This window comes from Streptomyces sp. NPDC054975 (assembly GCF_053609105.1).
Genome location: NZ_JBSGWV010000025.1, coordinates 77966 through 94888 on the forward strand (window position 1 = coordinate 77966; position 16923 = coordinate 94888).

Annotated in this window: 16 protein-coding genes; 6 read left to right on the forward strand and 10 right to left on the reverse strand. The window is 72.7% G+C overall.

Annotated elements, in window-relative coordinates; genetic code table 11:
• The first annotated feature begins 117 nt into the window (after positions 1-117).
• Complete coding sequence (locus ACWF79_RS22075) at positions 118-990, forward strand: alpha/beta fold hydrolase (protein WP_453729826.1); 873 nt, start codon at positions 118-120, stop codon at positions 988-990.
• A gap of 21 nt (positions 991-1011) precedes the next feature.
• Here ACWF79_RS22075 and ACWF79_RS22080 read toward each other — a convergent pair whose 3' ends face one another.
• The 3 genes from ACWF79_RS22080 to ACWF79_RS22090 form a co-directional block, all read right to left on the reverse strand.
• Positions 1012-1971, reverse strand: a complete 960-nt coding sequence (locus tag ACWF79_RS22080) for a nucleoside hydrolase (RefSeq protein ID WP_453729827.1) — start codon at positions 1969-1971, stop codon at positions 1012-1014.
• An 83-nt stretch (positions 1972-2054) separates the two neighbouring features.
• A complete protein-coding gene (locus tag ACWF79_RS22085) occupies positions 2055-3014 on the reverse strand; it encodes a D-2-hydroxyacid dehydrogenase family protein (protein WP_453729828.1) in 960 nt (319 codons plus the stop codon).
• Between the two features lie 53 nt (positions 3015-3067).
• Positions 3068-3820: a PP2C family protein-serine/threonine phosphatase gene (locus tag ACWF79_RS22090; RefSeq protein ID WP_453729829.1), complete on the reverse strand. Its 753-nt coding sequence runs from the start codon at positions 3818-3820 to the stop codon at positions 3068-3070.
• Positions 3821-3956: 136 nt separating this feature from the next.
• Here ACWF79_RS22090 and ACWF79_RS22095 point away from each other — a divergent pair, with 136 nt between their 5' ends.
• Positions 3957-4256, forward strand: coding sequence for a hypothetical protein (locus ACWF79_RS22095; protein WP_453729830.1), 300 nt, complete (start codon positions 3957-3959; stop codon positions 4254-4256).
• A gap of 52 nt (positions 4257-4308) precedes the next feature.
• On the opposite strand, the gene ACWF79_RS22100 is transcribed toward ACWF79_RS22095, so the two are convergent.
• From ACWF79_RS22100 to ACWF79_RS22120, 5 genes are all read right to left on the reverse strand, one after another.
• Entirely contained in the window at positions 4309-6177 is a 1869-nt protein-coding gene (locus ACWF79_RS22100; protein ID WP_453729831.1) for a choice-of-anchor A family protein, read from the reverse strand.
• A 189-nt stretch (positions 6178-6366) separates the two neighbouring features.
• Entirely contained in the window at positions 6367-8601 is a 2235-nt protein-coding gene (locus ACWF79_RS22105) for an FG-GAP repeat domain-containing protein (RefSeq protein WP_453729832.1), read from the reverse strand.
• Positions 8602-8755: 154 nt separating this feature from the next.
• Positions 8756-9934 carry a S8 family peptidase gene (locus ACWF79_RS22110; protein WP_453729833.1) on the reverse strand — a complete coding sequence of 393 codons (1179 nt, stop codon included), beginning with the start codon at positions 9932-9934 and terminating at the stop codon, positions 8756-8758.
• 171 nt (positions 9935-10105) lie between these two features.
• On the reverse strand, positions 10106-10948 hold the full coding sequence (locus ACWF79_RS22115; RefSeq protein ID WP_453729834.1) for an SCO2400 family protein: 843 nt from the start codon (positions 10946-10948) through the stop codon (positions 10106-10108).
• Between the two features lie 125 nt (positions 10949-11073).
• Positions 11074-11496, reverse strand: coding sequence for a DUF6223 family protein (locus tag ACWF79_RS22120; RefSeq protein WP_453729835.1), 423 nt, complete (start codon positions 11494-11496; stop codon positions 11074-11076).
• A 239-nt stretch (positions 11497-11735) separates the two neighbouring features.
• Between ACWF79_RS22120 and ACWF79_RS22125 the strand changes: the two genes are divergently transcribed.
• A complete protein-coding gene (locus ACWF79_RS22125) occupies positions 11736-12863 on the forward strand; it encodes a sensor histidine kinase (protein ID WP_453729836.1) in 1128 nt (375 codons plus the stop codon).
• Complete coding sequence (locus ACWF79_RS22130; protein WP_453729837.1) at positions 12860-13522, forward strand: response regulator; 663 nt, start codon at positions 12860-12862, stop codon at positions 13520-13522. The genes ACWF79_RS22125 and ACWF79_RS22130 overlap by 4 nt, the downstream gene beginning before the upstream one ends.
• A gap of 7 nt (positions 13523-13529) precedes the next feature.
• Here ACWF79_RS22130 and ACWF79_RS22135 read toward each other — a convergent pair whose 3' ends face one another.
• Positions 13530-14342 carry an NIPSNAP family protein gene (locus tag ACWF79_RS22135; protein WP_453729838.1) on the reverse strand — a complete coding sequence of 271 codons (813 nt, stop codon included), beginning with the start codon at positions 14340-14342 and terminating at the stop codon, positions 13530-13532.
• Positions 14343-14470: 128 nt separating this feature from the next.
• Between ACWF79_RS22135 and ACWF79_RS22140 the strand changes: the two genes are divergently transcribed.
• Complete coding sequence (locus tag ACWF79_RS22140) at positions 14471-15451, forward strand: helix-turn-helix transcriptional regulator (RefSeq protein ID WP_453729839.1); 981 nt, start codon at positions 14471-14473, stop codon at positions 15449-15451.
• 4 nt (positions 15452-15455) lie between these two features.
• Here ACWF79_RS22140 and ACWF79_RS22145 read toward each other — a convergent pair whose 3' ends face one another.
• Positions 15456-15794 carry a helix-turn-helix domain-containing protein gene (locus ACWF79_RS22145; RefSeq protein ID WP_453729840.1) on the reverse strand — a complete coding sequence of 113 codons (339 nt, stop codon included), beginning with the start codon at positions 15792-15794 and terminating at the stop codon, positions 15456-15458.
• A 719-nt stretch (positions 15795-16513) separates the two neighbouring features.
• Here ACWF79_RS22145 and ACWF79_RS22150 point away from each other — a divergent pair.
• Positions 16514-16873, forward strand: a complete 360-nt coding sequence (locus ACWF79_RS22150; protein ID WP_453729841.1) for a hypothetical protein — start codon at positions 16514-16516, stop codon at positions 16871-16873.
• Positions 16874-16923 lie beyond the last annotated feature (50 nt).

Here is a 16923-nt window from a genome sequence, read left to right on the forward strand (position 1 = left end):
GTACGGTGCCGCGTCCGATCCCGCAAGACGTTGCGTCTCGTCAGTGGGGAGCGATGAGTTTCGCCGCCGTCGGCCGTCTACCCCTCAGAACCGTGCGAGACCTGAGGAGAAGGAACCATGGCCGAGACCGAGACCCGCACCCTGGACGCGCCCGGCGCCACCCTGACCTACGACGTCCGGGCCGCCGACAACCCGGGCGAGGAGACCACCCCCCTGTTCCTGATCGGCTCGCCCATGGACGCGACCGGGTTCGGGACGCTGGCGTCCCACTTCACCGACCGGACGGTCCTCACCTACGACCCCCGGGGCGCCGCCCGCAGCGTCCGCACCGACGGCGCCGCCGAGACGACGCCCGAGGAGCACGCCGACGACCTGCGGCGGATCGTCGAGGCGTTCGGCGCGGGCCCGGTCGACCTCTTCGCGAGCAGCGGCGGCGCCGTCAACGCGCTCGCCCTCGTGGCACGCCACGGCGACCTCGTGCGCACGCTCGTCGCCCACGAGCCGCCGACCGTGCAGGTGCTCCCGGACCGGGAGGCGGCGCTCGAGGTCTGCGCGGACATCCGCGAGACCTACCTGCGCGAAGGGATGGGCCCCGCGATGGCCAAGTTCATCGCCGTGAGCATCCGGAAGGGCCCCTTCCCGGCGAACTGGGCCGACGAGCCCGCCCCCTCGCCCGCCGACTTCGGCCTGCCGACGGAGGACGACGGCTCGCGTGACGACGCGCTGCTCGGCCAGAACATGCGCACGTGCACCGGCTACCTCCCCGACTTCGCCGCGCTCAAGGCCGCGCCGACCCGCGTCGTCATCGCCGTGGGCGCGGAGTCGGAGGGCGAACTCGCCCACCGCGCGGGCGTCGGGGTCGCCGCGGGCCTGGGTGTCGAGCCCGCCGTCTTCCCCAGCCACCACGGCGGCTTCCTGGGCGGCGAGTACGGCCAGCAGGGCGCCCCGACGGAGTTCGCGAAGACGCTGCGGGAGGTGCTGGAGGGCTGAACGGCCGCCCGGGAGCGCGCCTCAGGCATGCCTGCCCAGGACCCGTACCGCGTCGATGATCAGCTCCCAGAAGGCCGGGACGTCGACCTCCATCCCCACGTCGGCGTTCGGCGGCCGGCCCGTCACGCCGTTCAGGTCCACGACCGTCGCGCCCCGCGTGTGCGTGCCGGTCAGCTCGACGGTGACCGCCGCCCGTACCAGGCTGATCAGCGACGGGTCGATCAGGTGCGCCACGGTGAGCGGATCGTGCAGGGGCGGGGAGTCGAAGCCGTACACCTCGCGGTACGTGGTGGAGAAGTAGGTGAGCAGCTCGACGCAGAGCCGGGCGAGCGGGGTGTCGAGCGCCGCGATCCGGGCGACGACGTCGGGGGTCGCCCGGGCCTGGTGGGTGGCGTTGAGCCCGAACATCGTGACCGGCAGCCCGCTGGAGAAGACGATGTCCGCCGCCTCCGGGTCGCAGAGGATGTTGAACTCCGCCGCCGGGGTGGTGTTCCCGCGCCCGGTCGAGCCGCCCATCAGCACGATCCGCTCGATCCGGGGCCTCAGCTCCGGGTGGGCGAGCAGGAAGGTGGCGATGTTGGTGAGCGGCCCGGTCGGGACGAGCGTCACGGGCGCCGGGTGCGCGAGGAGGGTGTCCCGGATCAGGGTGCGGGCGTCGCGCGGGTCCTGCGGGACGTCGGGTTCGCCCTCGCCGAAGCCGGGGCCGTCGAGCCCCGAGCCGCCGTGGATGTCCTCGGCGACGCGCAGTTCGCGGCCAGGACCGCCGTGCAGGGGGCGGTCCCGGCCGGCCGCGATCGGCACGTCGCGGATTTTGGCGACGGCGCAGACACGGCGCGCGTTGAGGGTGGTCTTCTCCACGGTCTGATTGCCCGCCACGGTGGTGACGGCGAGCAGCTCGACGGCCGGATGGGCGGCGGCGAGGAGGATGTTGAACGCGTCGTCGTGACCGGGATCGCAGTCGAGGATCACGGGTACGGGCATACCTCCACCGTCCCACAGCCCCACCCGCCCGTCACGAGCGACCGCCCCGCGCGCCGTCCGGGACCAGCGCGCCGGCAGGACCGCTACCCGAGCCTTCGCACCGGCGACCCCGCCAGGAACGCCTCGATGTCCTCCACCGCCTGGCCGAAGTAGCGGCCGTAGTTGCCCCGCGTCACGTACCCCAGGTGCGGCAGGGCCAGGACGTTCGGGAGGGTGCGCAGGGGATCGTCGGCCGGCAACGGCTCGGTGCGGAAGACGTCGAGCCCCGCGCCCGCGATCCGGCCCTCCCGCAGGGCGCTCAGCAGGGCCTCCTCGTCGACCAGGCCCGCCCGTGAGGTGTTGATCAGGTACGAGGACGGGCGCATCGCCCGCAGCTCGGCGTCCCCGACGAGGTTCCGGGTCCGCTCCGAGAGCACCATGTGCAGGGAGACGAAGTCCGAGCGCTCCAGCAACTCCCGCTTGTCCGCGGCCCGCACCACCCCGTGCTCCGCCGCCCGCTCGTCGTCGAGGTTCGGACTCCAGGCGACGACCTCCATGCCGAAGGCCAGGCCCACCCGCGCCACCCGGCCGCCGATCTTGCCGAGGCCGACGAGCCCGAGGGTCCGCCCGGCGAGGTCCGTGCCGACCGTCGACTGCCAGGGCCCGCCCTCGCGCAGCGCCCGCGCCTCGGCCGGTACGTGCCGGGCGAGGCCCAGGATCAGCGCCCAGGTCAGCTCGGCGGGCGGCTCGGAGCTGCTCGCCGTACCGCAGACGGTGATCCCGAGCGCGGCGGCCGCCGCCAGGTCGATGGAGGCGTTGCGCATCCCCGAGGTGACCACGAGCCGCAGCCGGGGCAGCCGCTTCAGGAGCTCGGCGTCCAGCGGGGTCCGCTCCCGCATGACGACGAGGATCTCGCAGTCCTCGACGGCGGCGACGAGCGCGTCCCGGTCGGTCAGGTGCTCGCGCAGGACGCGTACGTCGACGCGGTCGGCGAGCGGGCTCCAGTCGGCGGAGGTGAGGGCGATGCCCTGGTAGTCGTCGAGTACGGCGCAGCGGGTCTTCATGCCCTCATGATCGCGCGGCCGGGTGGAGACGGGTACGGGCCCTGAGCGACGGCTCACTCGCCGATCTCCCCGAGCCGGACGAGGGCGAGGGTGATGTTGTCGGGCCCGCCGGCCTCGATGGCGGCCTTCCACAGCTCGAAGGCCGCCTTGCCGTCGTCGTGCACGCGCAGCAGTTCCTCGATCTCCTCCTCGGGCACGGGGTCGGTCAGCCCGTCGCTGCAGACGAGGTAGCGGTCGCCGCGGGCGAGCGGGAAGGCGGCGACGTGCGGCGTGACGGCGTCGTAGGCGTGGCTGCCGCCGAGGGTCTGGGTGACGGCCGAGGTGGTGCGGTGCCCGGGCAGGGGTGGCGGGCTGTCGTCCACGCTGACCTGGCGCAGGCCGTCACCGGACGCGTGGAAGACCTTGCTGTCGCCGACGTTGAACGACAGCATCGACTCCGGCAGGACGAGGGTGCCGGCGACCGTCGTGCCCATGGTGGCGAGCTCCGGACGGCCCTCGGCGGCGGCGTACACGGCCTGGTTGCACGCCTCGAGGGCTTCACCGACCGTCTCCGTACCGTCGAGCGCGGGCCCGAGTGCGGCGAGCCGACGGACCACCAGGGAACTGGCCACCTCACCGGCCGGCTGCCCGCCGAGCCCGTCGGCGACGGCCACGAGGAGAGGCCGGTCCAGCGGGAACAGTAGGGTCTGGGGGCTGTCGGTGACCGTCCCGCACAGGGTCCACGGCCCGACGACGAGGCTGTCCTCGTTGTGCTCGCGCAGCAGCCCGGCGTGGCTCAGGGCGGTCACGGCGATGTACGGCGCCACGGGCTCCGCCTCCTCACGGCCCTACGGCCTCCCCTCACCCCCATTGTCGCTCCGGCATGCGGGGCGCGGCCCGCCGTCGCACGCTGGTCGTGAGCCGCCTGTCCGCCGGGGAAGGCCGAGGAAGGGACGTCCGTCGATGTACGCGAGGCTGAGCACCTACCAGGGGTCACCGGTTCCACCGGAGGGCGACCTGGCCGCCAAGTCGGAGGCGATCGTCAAGCTGGTCGAGAATCTCCCGGGCTTCCGGGGCGCGTACTACCTGGTGGACCGGGAGACGGGCAAGGCCCGGTCGCTGACCCTGTGGGAGGACGAGGCGGCGATGGTGGCGAGCGAGGAGGAGGCGGGCCGGGTCAGGGAGGAGTCCTCCCAGCGGGAGGGCCAGCGGGTGATCACGGTCGATCACTTCGAAGTGGCCTTCGTCCGCCTGGCGCCGTAGCCGGCGAGGAGAGGGGCCGCCGCCCGCACGGGCGGCGGCCCCACCGTGCTGCTCAGACGCCCTGACCCGGGTTGCCGTAACCCATGTCCTCGCACGGGTGCTCGTCGCCGTAGCCCATGTCCTTGCAGGGCTCCTCACGGCTGTTCGTCAGCCGGGCGGTCACGTTCTCGTGGCTCGCGTCGATGACGTACGGACCGGACACCGGCTCGGCGGGCAGGACGTACCCGTCCGGTACGCCGGTCTCGCGCACGTAGTACGTGCCGCCCTCCAGGTCCCCGAAGGAGCAGACGCCCACGGCGCTCGTGGTGCACGCGGCCCCGATCCGGGTGTCGGGGTTGATGCCGATGGTCTGGAGACCGGCGGTGGCGTTGGTCTCCTCCCAGAGCTCGAACACCGCGCCGCGCAGCGGCTCTCCGGTCTTGGCGTCCACCTTGGTGACCGTGAGCGAGCCGTCGACGGGCGGGACCGGGCCGGCGGTGTTGGTGGCCTGGACGGTCACGCCCTGAGCGGCGTTCGCCTCGGTCAGGACGAGGGGCCCGAAGACGTTCGGGTCGGGCAGGCCGTAGCCGGCGGGGGCGCGGGTCTCCTCCCAGTAGTACGTCCCGGTCTCCACGGTCCGTGCGCACATGCCGTCGGCGCCGGTCGTGCACAACGCCCCCACCTGCGTGTCGGGGTCGCCGCCGCTCGCCTGGAGCCCGGCGGTGCCGTTGGTCTCCCTCCACAGCTGGAACCACGCGCCGGCCAGCGCGTTGCCGTTCGCGGAGTCCGTCTTGCGCACGCGCACCTCACCGGTGACGGGCTGCGGCGCCGCGCAGGCGGGCAGGTCGCCGGTGAAGGGGTACGCGTGGAACTCCTGGCCGCCGCCTCCCAGGGCGGCGCTGGTGTGGGTGAGCGAACCGGTGGTGAAGAAGCGGCCGTTGATGCCCGGCAGCGAGACCGTGGTCGCCGAGGACTGCTCGCCGATGAGGAAGCTTCCCTGGAACTGGCCGGTTCCGACGAGGTTCACCGTGGTGGCGTCCGGGATGTTCCACAGCAGCCGCTCGCGGTGGGCGTTGAGCGGGTCGGTCGCGTCCTGGATGCCGCCGCTGTAGGTGTTGATGGTGCGGTGGGTACCCAGGATGTTGACGAGGATCGTGGCGTTCGCCGGAATGCCGGCGAAGACGACACCCTGCTGCCCGCCGCTGGGCCCTGCCAGGTCGAAGTCGACGTTGAAGACCTGGAGCGCGGAGCTGCCGTCGCCGGTGAAGAGCGTCCGGTCGCCCTGGTTGACGGCGGTGCCGGTGGGCGTCCGCGGGGCGCCGTCGACGCGGGCGTAGCAGCGGCTCGCGGTGGTGAGCCGGTCGCGCAGCGCGGTGTACGGGCCGACGGCGTCGGTGTCCTTGACGAGGGTGGCCTTCACGGTGCCGGTGACCGTACCGGCGTGGCGTACGACTCCGCCCTCGGCCAGCACCTGCTGATTCGCGGCCACGGTGATGTCGCCGCCGGTGGTCAGCCAGTCCTCCCCGACGGGCGGCGGGACGCGGGAGCCGACGCCGGCCTCGCCGATGTTGTAGACCCCGCCCGCCTGCGGGTTCTTGTCCATGTCGAAGTCGTCCAGGACGACGACCCGTCCTTCGGCCTCGGCGGCGGAGCCGCGGACGCGGAAGTCCTCGCCGACGAAGACGTTGATCGCCTTGTCCCGGAACCGGATGGTCCCGCTGCCGATCTCGGGGAAGGGGCCCGGGGGACAGGTGCCGGGCACGCAGGGCCCGAGGCCGCCGGGGAGCGGGGCGGCCTGTGCGGGGGCGGCCGGCGCAGGGGTGGCGCCGGGACCGAGGACCAGGGCGGGAACGGCCGCGAGGACGGCGGCGTAGGCGAGTCCGGCGGCGTTGGCGCGCGTTCTGGCGCGCGCCCGGGGCCGGACACTCGTGGGGGTTCTCATGATTCGGAGTGTGTGATTCCGGAACCGGGCCCACCATGGGAGGCGGTCGCCGTTGGGCCTTCCGGCAGCCGGGCTCACCGGAAGGCGTGAGTCCGCCCGGCCAGTCGGCCCACGCCGGACGACGAAGGCCCCGGTCTGTGACCAGGGCCTTCGTCCGCCGCCGACGACGGCGTGGGGTGTTCCTGCTCGCTACGCGACGCTGTTGAACTTCGCGCCCTCGCCCGCGTACAGCGACGTCGACTGACGGCTGAAGGGCGCGGTGACGGAGCCCGTCGAGCGGTAGACGTACGTGCCGCCCGTCCCGTACGCGATCAGGTCCGGGCGCCCGTCGTTGTCGAGGTCACCGGCGCCGACGAGCTGGCTGAAGGCACCCCAGCCGCCGCCGACCCGCACGCGGGCGGAGAAGTTGCCGGAGCCGTTGCCCTGGTACAGCCAGAGGACGCCGTCCTTGTCACGGGCGATCAGGTCTCCGGCGGCCGTACCGGCGATGTTCCCCATGGCGGTGACGTGGTTGTAGATCTCCCAGCCGCCGCCGACGCGCGTGCGGGCGGCGAAGGGGGCGGTGGCGGAGCCGGTGCCCTTGTAGAACCACAGCACGCCGGCGGCGTCCGTGGCGAGGAGGTCGCTGCGGCCGTCGCCGTTGAGGTCCGAGCCACCGGTGAGCTTGTTGTAGATCTCCCAGCCGCCGCCGACGCGGGCGCGGGGCGCGAAGCCGCCGTCACCCTTGCCGAGGTAGTGCCAGAGCACCCCGGCGCCGTCGAGGGCGACCAGGTCACCGGCCTGGCTGCCCGCGAGGTCGCCGACGGCCTCGATGTGCTTGTACGTCTGCCAGCCTCCGCCGAGCGAGGTGCGCTGGGCGGGCGTGACCTGGCCGTTCACCGGCTGGTCCCGCAGGTCGTCGCGCCACAGCCCGCCGGCCGCGTCCCGGGCGAGGACGTCGGTGGAGCCGTTGTCGCTGTAGTCGTGCGGGTTGTACGCCCGGGCGACGGTCATCTGCCAGCCCTGGTGGGCGGGCTCGCCGACGCCGTCGAGCGGCGTCGCCTCGGCCTCGATCGCGTACGTGCCGTTCGGCGCGTCCACCCCGGCGATCGTGCCGTCCCAGGTGTAGCTGAAGAGGGAGCCCGTGGCCGGGGCGTCCACGCGCGTACGGAACTCCTTGCCCGTGGCGGTGTGCGTGAGCGTGACGTCCAGGCGGACGTCGGTACGGGACAGCGTCCAGCCCAGCGTCACCTTGCCGCCGGTCTGGTCGAGCTGGGCCACGTCGGGGATGTGGACCTGCTCGATCTTCACACCCGGGGCCGGCGGCTGGCCCACCGTCGCCACCTTGGTGACCGTCGGGGCGCCGTCGGCCCCGACCGCGATCCGGAACAGCCCCTCGCCGTCGGCGGCCCGCGCGCCGCTCACCACGGCGGTGCCGTCGCCGGAGGCCGCGGAGCCGGACGCGCGGTCGGCGAGTTCGCGGGTCTCACCGCTGGTCAGGGAGACGGCCCGGACGGGCGTCTGCGGGTTGCCGTACACCAGCCAGTCGCCCACGAGCTCGTAGTACCACTCGCCGTCGCGGGCACCGAGGACGGTCTGCTTCTCCGCGCCCGTCTTGCGGTCGACGGAGGTGATGAACAGCCCGGTGCCGGACTTGTAGTCGACCCACGCCACGTGCGAGGGGGAGAACATCAGGCTGGTGAAGCCGTAGCCGGAATCCAGGGAGGCGTACGTCTCGGTCGCCGTCCCGGCCGCCAGGTCGACCAGGGCGCGTCCGCCGGTCCGCGCGTCCGCCGGACCCGTCTCGTAACCGACGAGGACGACGCCGTCCTTGACCACCGAGCCGCTGAAGTCGGTGGCGTCCGCGGGCAGCCCCGTGATCGGGCGGCTGCTCGTCGTGGCGCCGTCCGCGCTCACGACGCGCAGTTCCGCCGTGCCGTCCTCCTTGCGCACCTGCGCGAGCACGCTCGTGGGGCTCAGCACGGCGACGTAGTACGCGTTGAGCGGGCGGAGGTCGATGCTCACGCCCGGGGCGGACGGGTCGGCCATGTTCCGCAGGGTGAGGGACTGCATCTCGGCGGTCCAGCTCGCGTCGCCGAGGACGACCACGTCGCCGCCCGCCGTCGCCCAGCCGCCGCCCTCGGGGTGCGTGAGCTGGGTCGGCGTCCCGCCCCCGTACGGCGTCCAGAGCAGCTTGCGGGAGCCGTCCTGGGCGAAGGAGAAGGTGAGGAAGCCACCGGCGCCCGCGCCCGTGAGCTGGCCGTCCGACGGGTAGACGGGAAGGGCGCCGGGCTGGTCGTCCGAGGCCAGACCCGAGGCCGGGCCTGCGACGAAGCCCGGGGCGGCGGCGAGGGCGACCGGGGCGGTGGCCAGCGTGCCGGCACCGAGAGCCGAGACGACGAGAATGGCCGTGGCGAGACGCCTGCCCCTGGATCGGAACTGCAAGAGGAACCCCTACTGGAAGAGCGGACACGGAAACGCTGTGTCCGATGAGACTCCTGAGGTGTTCGCTTGGTTGTACGGAATTTTCGAACAGGCGGGCGGGGCGGGCGGCTGCGGCTGCTCACCCGGGCCACCCGCCCACGGCCCTACCGGCCGCTCACGAACCGGCGGTGAACAGCAGCCTGTTGGGGCTGCCCTCGCCGACGTTCCTCAGGACCCCCTTGGTGGACATGCTGTCGAGCCACAGCGCGACCTCGACCGGGGTGGCGGTCGGGCGGGCCTGCTTGTAGAGCGCGGCGGTGCCGGCGACGTGCGGGGCGGCCATGGAGGTGCCGTCCAGGTCGGCGGTGCCGCCACCGAGCCGGGCCGAGGTGATGGCCTGCCCCGGCGCGTGGAGGGAGATGCACGGGCCCCAGTTGGAGAACGACGTCTCCCGGTCGTGGCGGTCGGTCGCCGCGACGGTGACGACGCGCGCGGCGGAGGCCGGTGAGACGTCGCAGGCGTCCTGCGCCTCGTTGCCGGCCGCGATGACCGGCAGGACCCCGGCGTCGGAGACCGCGTCGGCGGCGTCGTTGAGCGCGGCCGACGCCGGGCCGCCGAGGGAGCCGTTGAGGACGGCCGGCTGCTGGGCGTTCCGCGCGACCCAGTCGAAGCCGGCGATCATCCCGGAGTAGCTGCCCCTGCCCTCGCAGTCGAGGACGCGGACGCTCACCAGGTTCGCCCTGGGGGCCACGCCGTAGGTCCTGCCCGCGACCGTACCGGCGACATGCGTGCCGTGGCCGTTGCAGTCCGCTCCGCCCCGCCCGTCGCCCACCGCGTCGAAGCCGGCCCTGGCGCGGCCGCCGAACTCCTCGTGGCCGTAGTCGATTCCGGTGTCGATGACGTACGCGGTCACACCCGCGCCGTCGCCCCTGGTGGTGAAGGTGTCGTCCAGCGGGAGGAACCTCTGGTCGATGCGGTCCAGGCCCCAGGACGCCGAGGGCCCTCGGGTCGCCGCGGGCAGGGCCGGGATCGCGGACACGGCCGCGTCCTGCTCGACGGCCTTCACACCCGGGGTGGCCCGGACGAGTTCCAGCTGGAGCGGGGTCAGCGGCGTCGCGAACCCGTTGATCGCCTTGCCGTAGAGGAAGGTCGGTTTCAGGCCCAGTTTCGCCGTCGTCCTGGTTGCGTCCACGCCCTTGTCCAGGGTCACGATGAAGGTGCCGGGGATCGCGTTCGCCGAGGTGTGCAGCGGAGCGAGGGCGGTCGGCTCGGGGGCGGCCGCGGACGCGGTGGCGGCCAGGACGGGGGAGACCGAGAGCAGGGCGGCGGTCGCCAGGCGCGCGAGCATGCGCATGAAGGGAACTCCTGATGTTCGAGGGAAGCGGCTCCCCCTGCATCGTTCGCACCCCGCGCGCGTCTTAGCCGCCCCGGCCGCCTGCGCCGCAAGGTCAACCCGTATGGCCCGCAGGTATTCAGGGGGCGTTCCCCCCGTCGGCTCCCGCTGGGGGCCCCTGAGCGTCCGTGGTCAGCCGAGGCCGACGCACACCACGAGCAGACAGACCTCCGTCGGCGAGGTCGAGGCGGGCGCGGGGCTCGGCCTGGACGTCCCGGTGTCCGTCCCCGTCTCCGTTCCCGTGCTGGTGGCGCGGTCCGGGGCCGGGGGCACGAACGGCTGGGTGGTCGGCGTGGGTGCCGCAGGCGCCGGCGCGGTGTCCGGGGCGATCCTCTCCGGCTTCGGGGCGGCCGCCGGCGCCGCCGTACGCGGCGGGGCGGGCGCGGCCGGCTGGGCGTGCGGCGGCGCGGTGGGGAGGGAGGCGGCCGCTTGGCGCGGAGGCTCGGGCGGCGTGGTCGAGGAGCGGTGCGTCTCGGGCGGTACGGACGGGGTACGGCTGCCCTGTTCCGCCGGTTCCTCATGGTCCTCGACGGCGTCCAGGCCCGGGTTCTGCGGTGCCGTGGCCGCCTGTGCCTGGTCGCCGGACTGCCGGTCCATCGCGCTGACGGTCAGACCGCCACCCACGAGCGCGAAGGCGGTCGCGACCACTGCCCGGCGCTGGTTCTTCCGCCACCGTTCACGCTGGCGGCGCCGGGCCGCCCGCCCTTCCGGCACGGTCGGCACGTCAACGAGGTCCTCGCCCTCGGCCGTTGCTGACGCCATGGCCGTGACCGTCGCCGATGCCGTGGCTGTGACTGAAACCGATGCCGATGCCGATGCTGATGTCGTGGCCGAGGCCGCGGCGATCCGGCCGCCGACCACGGCCGGAGCGATGTCCGGGGCGTAGGCGCCGCATCCGGGGCACACCAAGGCGCCGTTGAGATGCCGCCGACACGAGGAGCAGTAGTCCATTTCCCGGTCTTCCTGAGTTGACATGCCGTCGACCCGCCGGGATGGCGGTCCGGTCACGTTCGCAAAGGGATCGAGCGGCCAGTCACGCTAACGAAACTGTCGAAAGACTGTGCGTAGCCCGTGTGAGGCTCCTGTGGGGATTCCCGTGGTCAACGGGTCTGGCGGGAGCGGACCAGGGCCCGCCTGCCCAGGGCGGCGCCGGTCAGTCCGAGGAGCAGGGCCACGTAGGCGCCGCCCAGCCCGTTTCCGGTACCGAGCCCACCGTCGGCGGTCGCCGCGACCAGGGCGCCGAGAGCCACGCCGACCAGCCCCGCGACCATGGCCGCCGTGGCGCCGAGCGCCCCGTTGGCGGTGCCGAGGCGACCGGCGGGCCGGGCCAGCGCGAGTACGGCGATGACCACGGCGGCGAGACCCAGCAGCCCACCGGTGGTGGCGCCGAGCCGTCCGAGACTGAAGTCGGTGACCTGGGCGGCGACCGGCTGGACGGAGACGTGCGCCGCCGCCGGCGCGGCAGGCCAGAAACCTGCGACAAGCGCGGCGAAGACGGCGGCGAGACTGCGACGAACGGACATCAGGGGCTCCTTCTCTTCCCACGAGGTCTCCCACGGGCTCTTTCCATGAGCTCTTTCCATGAGCTCTTCGCACGAGTGGACCTGGTCCGAGCATCTCGGCCGGACCCATGGCCGGTCGTCCCGCACACGCGGACACTTCCTCTACCGCGGACGCGGCAGAAGCCGGCCAGCTACCGCGCACGCGGTAGCCCACCGCAGATCCGGATTCGAGCCTGGGGGACAGCCCTTAGAGTGCGCGTATGACCAAGGGACGCTTCGGTGTTCGAGTCGTCGTCAGGGACTGGCTGGTAGCCGTCGGGGTGGCGGCGGCGCTGCTGTTCACCGGAGTCTCCGGGCAGCACTCCACCACGGGACTCGACCTGCTCGGCTACGGGTTGCTGGCAGTCGGCGGGCTGTCACTGGCCGCCGGACGGCGGGCTCCGGTCGCCGTCCTCGCCGTCACCGGGCTGTGCGCGGTGGGGTATCAGGCGGCGGGGTTCGACGTGGCGGCCGTCGCGTTCCTGTGCGCGGTGTACGCGGCGATGCGAGCGGGGCACCGCCTCGTCACGGTGACGGCGAGCGTGGCCGTGCTGGCCGCTCTCCCCCTGGCGGCCCTGGCCTCGGGCCTGCACGACACGGGCGAGGCGTTCGCACACGCCCGGGGCGCCCTCGAAATCGCCTGGCTCGTCGCCGCCGGCGCCGCCGGTGAGGCTCTGCGGCAGGCCGAGCGGCGGGCCGACGAGGCCGAGCGCACCCGGGAGGAGACCGCGCGGCGCCGCGCCGGTGAGGAACGGCTGCACATCGCTCGGGAGTTGCACGATTCGCTCACCCACCAGATCTCGGTCGTCAAGGTGCAGTCCGAGGTCGCCGTCCATGTGGCCCGTAAGCGCGGCGAACCGGTGCCGGAGGCCCTGCTGGCGATCCGGGAGGCCGGCCGTGAGGCGTCCCGGGAGCTGCGCGCGACGCTGGAGGCGCTGCGGGACGACGACACCACCCCGCCGCACGGGCTCGATCACATCCCCGAACTGGTGGAGAGGGCCGGCAGGGCCGGCCTGGAGGCGACCCTGACGATCGAGGGCCGACGGCACGACGTACCGGCCGCGGTGGGCAGGACCGTGTACCGGATCGTCCAGGAGTCGCTCACCAACATCGCCCGTCACGCGGACGCCACCACGGCATCGGTCCGTATCGACTACCGGCCGGACGCTGTCGCCCTCCGGGTCGACGACGACGGCAAGGCCACCCCGGACACCACTCCGGCGCCCGGCATCGGCCTGCTCGGGATGCGCGAACGCGTCACCGCCCTCGGAGGCCGGCTCCTGGCGGCACCGCGCGGCGAGGGCGGCTTCACCGTCCAGGCCGAACTTCCCGTGGAACGAGCCTCATGATCCGTGTCCTGCTGGTCGACGACCAGCCGCTCATCCGCAGCGGTTTCCGCGCGCTCCTCGACCTCGAGGACGACATCGAGGTCGTGGCCGAGGCCGCCAACGGCAGCGAAGGCCTGGCGCTCGCCAGGGAACACCGCCCCGACATCGCGCTCGTCGACATCCAGATGCCCGTCATGGACGGCATCGAGACCACCCGACGCATCGCGGCGGACCCGGCGCTGAGCGAGGTCCACGTCGTCATCCTCACCAACTACGGCCTGGACGAGTACGTCTTCAACGCCCTGCGGGCCGGCGCCGCCGGATTCCTCGTCAAGGACATCGTCCCGGAGGACTTCCTGCACGCCGTACGCGTGGCCGCGCGCGGCGACGCCCTGCTCGCACCCTCGATCACGCGCAAGCTGATCAACCGGTACGTCACCCAGCCGCTCCCGAGCACCACCAGGCCGGAGCTGCGCGAGCTGACCGCCCGCGAACGGGAGGCCGTTCTCCTCGTCGCGCACGGCCTGTCGAACGACGAGATCGCGGACCGCATGGTGATCAGCCCGTCGACCGCGAAGACGCACGTCAACCGCGCCATGACGAAGCTCCACGCCCGCGACCGCGCCCAGCTCGTGGTCCTCGCCTACGAATCGGGCCTGGTGACCCCGCGTAACTCCTGACGAGCGGTCAGGTCAGCGAGCGACCGGTGGGCCTGAGCCGGAGTACCTGGGGTGCCGTCGTCTGTTCCCGCTCGACCCCCGGCAGGATCTCGTCCCGGAGGAGGGACTGGGCCCGCAGGGCGGCGAGGTGCCGGCGGTGCGCACTCTCGTCGGGGTACGCGGTGAAGATCGCGGCGACGTTCTCGCCGGTGCGGACCGGCAGCCCGGCGAAGGTGTTGTGGGCGTGTTCGGTCGTCAGGAAGGCGAGCGGCGCGGGCCCGGTCTCCTGGAGCAGGGGGAGGAGAGCGTCCCGGATCAGCGTGATGCCGTCCTGCCGCCCGGAGGGGAAGGACCACACGGTGGCGGCGACGAACCGCTCCGGCGCCGGAGCGCCGACCGGAGGCCGCCGCCCCGCGAGGGAGCCGGCGAAGCCGCCCCCGGCCGGCACGGTGAAGCCGCCCCCGGCCGACGCAGGGAAGCCGCCCCCGGCCGGTACAGGGAAGCCGCCCCCGGCCGACGCAGGGCGCAGGAGGAGGACGTCGTCGGAGTCGATCATGGTGTCGTTCGCCTGGGGGCCGTGCTCGGCCCAGACGGCTCCGCCGTAGAAGTCCGTGAGCGCCCGGTGCCGCGCCGCCATGTCCCGGAATCCGCGCAACCAGACGAACCGGTCCGGATCGTCGAGGTCCCGGAACTGCCCGAGCAGACGCATCCCCACCTCTTCCTGGGATTCGACGAACTCCCGGTCGAACAGCTCGATGAGCTCGTCGCGCCGACCGGGGCGCAGCGTGTACTGGCGAAGCTCGATCACGGCGGGTGGGCCGACGAGTTCGGTGGCTGACACAGCGGGACTCCTCTTCGGTGCTGTCCATGCGGGCATCCCGGCCTGTTCGCTCGCCGCCGGGGGAGGTGGATCGACGGTAGGCGGGCGGTGTGCCAGGAGCTGTCAGGGTTTCCGGGGAGAATGCGCGCATGTCTGCCAGTCGACTTCTGTCGGTGCTTCTGCTGCTGCAGTCGCGTGGCCGCATCTCCGCGCGGAGGATCGCCGACGAGCTGGACGTGTCCGTGCGCACCGCCTACCGCGATCTGGCGCGCCTGCAGTCCGCAGGGGTCCCGGTCTACGCGGAGCCGGGCCGCGAAGGCGGCTACCAGCTGCTCGACGGCTACCGCACGCGCCTGACGGGGATGAGTGAGGGCGAGGCGCGGGCGCTGTTCTTCGCCGGACTTCCCGGGCCCGCCGCCGATCTGGGGCTCGCGGCCGAGGTGACGGCGGCCCGGCTCAAGCTGCTGGCCGCACTGCCGACAGGGCTGCGCGAGGAGGCCGCCGGGGTCGCGGAGGTGTTCCACCTGGACGCCCCTGGCTGGTACCGGGAGCCCGAACGGCCGCCGTATCTCCCCTTGTTCGTCGACGCGGTGCTCGGCCGACGCGCGGTGGACGTGCGCTACCGGCGCTGGCGCGCCCCGCAGGAGGTGAGCCGCCGACTCCACCCGTACGGCCTGGTGCTCAAGTCGGGTACCTGGTACGTCGTGGCCGCCACGGAGAAGGGGACGGCGACCTACCGCGTCACCCAGGTCCTCGAAGCGGTGCTGGGCGACGAGAGGTTCGACCGGCCGGCCGACTTCGACCTGGGCGCGTACTGGGCCTCGTACCTCGACGACTTCCAGGCGCGCCGCCACACCGGCACGGCCACCATCCGGCTGTCTCCCCGGGGGCGCCGACGCCTGCCCGACAACGCTCCACCGGAGGTCGTGAGGGCGGTCGAGTCCACCGCGACCGGCGTCGGTGAGGACGGATGGGTCGAGGCGGTCATCCCCGTCGAAGGCACCGAGCACGCCTGCGGCGAGCTGCTGAGGCTCGGTGCGGACGTCCAGGTCGTCGCACCGGCCGAGCTGCGCCAGGCCATGGCTTCCACGGTCGAGGCTCTCGCCCGGGCCTACGAAGTCTCCCTGTGACGCCTCAGTCGGTGGCCGGCGGCTGCGGTTCGGCCGCCGCGCGGCGGTACTCGGCGTTGATGCGCTGGGCCTCCTCGAGCTGGTCCTCGAGGATGATGATGCGACAGGCGGCCTCGATGGGGGTGCCCTGGTCGACGAGTTCCCGGGCGCGGGCCGCGATACGCAGCTGGTAGCGGGAGTAGCGCCGGTGGCCGCCCTCGGAGCGGAGCGGGGTGATCAGCCGGGCCTCGCCGATGGCGCGGAGGAATCCGGCGGTGGTGCCGAGCATCTCGGCTGCCCGCCCCATCGTGTAGGCGGGGTAGTCGTCGTCGTCGAGACGGTCGATCGGATCGCCTGCTGTCATTCTCACCTCTCTGTGGAACGCGTCGAGGGGCCCTGATGCCGTACGGCACCAGGGCCCCGAAGGAACTGCACCATCTGTCGGCCTCAGTGCTGCGCCGACTTACTGTGTCCGCGTCGCCGCCCGCGAGGGGGCTGGGGACGCGGGGATCGCGGATGCGTGACCGGAGACCACCTACCTATCGATGTCCTGCGGTACCCGGGCTCAAGGCTTCTGCCCGGGCGATCCTGATGGCGCTGTACTCCTCCGTTCTTCCTCTGAACAACTGACGTGCAACTGCGGTACTGCGAACTACGGGTACTGCTCGGTACTGCTGGTACTGCTGGTACTGCGAACTACGGGTACTGCTCGGTACTGCTGGTACTGCGAACTACGGGTACTGCTGGTACTTCGTACTGCGGGTACTGCTCACGGCGGCCCCTCAACACTACGGGCCACCCGGTCCGGTCGTCAGTCCCGTCGCCGTTCTGCGTCAACCATGGCTTCGGTACTCCACCACCGCACCGTCCTGCAGGTGATGCTGCCCGGCAGTTCATCCTCTGCCGGGCTTCCTCGATCTCGACTACGACAGAAACCATACCCACGCCGCATCCCGATGTCTACTCCGGCCACGATAGATTTTGGTGTGTTCATCGGCCAGATAATCTCACCCGTCGGCTCACGTGCAGCCGGGAGCGAGGGCTCATGACGGCCGGACGGCCCGGCGAATAGAATCGGCTCTCATGTCGAAGCCTGACGAGTTGCTCGTTGACATCGCCGCCAAGGTCGAGTCCGGGCAGAGCAATCAGATGTCCCTGACCGTGGTCACCGGTGGGGCCGTCATCACGGGGCGGTTGGCTCCCGAAGCGGTGTGGCGCCAGCGCGTCACGGAGGTCCTGACGGACTCGACCCGCCTGGGCGAGTTCGCCGACGTCTTCAGCAAACCGGCCACCCAGGACGGCCCCCCGACGCATCTGCACTTCCACGTCGCCCGGATCATCCAGGGCACGGTGGGGATCCCGGAGACGGGCGGGATGTACCGCGTAGCGCTCGCGGACGTCAGCGCCTGGACCGTGGGAGACGTGAGCTACTCCGACCACTGAGGTCGGAACGACGACGGACGAGGGCCCGACCGGTGTGCACCGGTCGGGCC

Excerpts from the sequence above, each read along its gene's own strand:
- ACWF79_RS22075 (WP_453729826.1), top strand. The coding sequence starts at position 118 with ATGGCCGAGACCGAGACCCGCACCCTGGACGCGCCCGGCGCCACCCTG.
- ACWF79_RS22080 (WP_453729827.1), bottom strand. The coding sequence starts at position 1,971 with ATGCCCGTACCCGTGATCCTCGACTGCGATCCCGGTCACGACGACGCG.
- ACWF79_RS22085 (WP_453729828.1), bottom strand. The coding sequence starts at position 3,014 with ATGAAGACCCGCTGCGCCGTACTCGACGACTACCAGGGCATCGCCCTC.
- ACWF79_RS22095 (WP_453729830.1), top strand. The coding sequence starts at position 3,957 with ATGTACGCGAGGCTGAGCACCTACCAGGGGTCACCGGTTCCACCGGAG.
- ACWF79_RS22100 (WP_453729831.1), bottom strand. The coding sequence starts at position 6,177 with ATGAGAACCCCCACGAGTGTCCGGCCCCGGGCGCGCGCCAGAACGCGC.
- ACWF79_RS22110 (WP_453729833.1), bottom strand. The coding sequence starts at position 9,934 with ATGCGCATGCTCGCGCGCCTGGCGACCGCCGCCCTGCTCTCGGTCTCC.
- ACWF79_RS22115 (WP_453729834.1), bottom strand. The coding sequence starts at position 10,948 with ATGTCAACTCAGGAAGACCGGGAAATGGACTACTGCTCCTCGTGTCGG.
- ACWF79_RS22120 (WP_453729835.1), bottom strand. The coding sequence starts at position 11,496 with ATGTCCGTTCGTCGCAGTCTCGCCGCCGTCTTCGCCGCGCTTGTCGCA.
- ACWF79_RS22125 (WP_453729836.1), top strand. The coding sequence starts at position 11,736 with ATGACCAAGGGACGCTTCGGTGTTCGAGTCGTCGTCAGGGACTGGCTG.
- ACWF79_RS22130 (WP_453729837.1), top strand. The coding sequence starts at position 12,860 with ATGATCCGTGTCCTGCTGGTCGACGACCAGCCGCTCATCCGCAGCGGT.
- ACWF79_RS22140 (WP_453729839.1), top strand. The coding sequence starts at position 14,471 with ATGTCTGCCAGTCGACTTCTGTCGGTGCTTCTGCTGCTGCAGTCGCGT.
- ACWF79_RS22145 (WP_453729840.1), bottom strand. The coding sequence starts at position 15,794 with ATGACAGCAGGCGATCCGATCGACCGTCTCGACGACGACGACTACCCC.
- ACWF79_RS22150 (WP_453729841.1), top strand. The coding sequence starts at position 16,514 with ATGTCGAAGCCTGACGAGTTGCTCGTTGACATCGCCGCCAAGGTCGAG.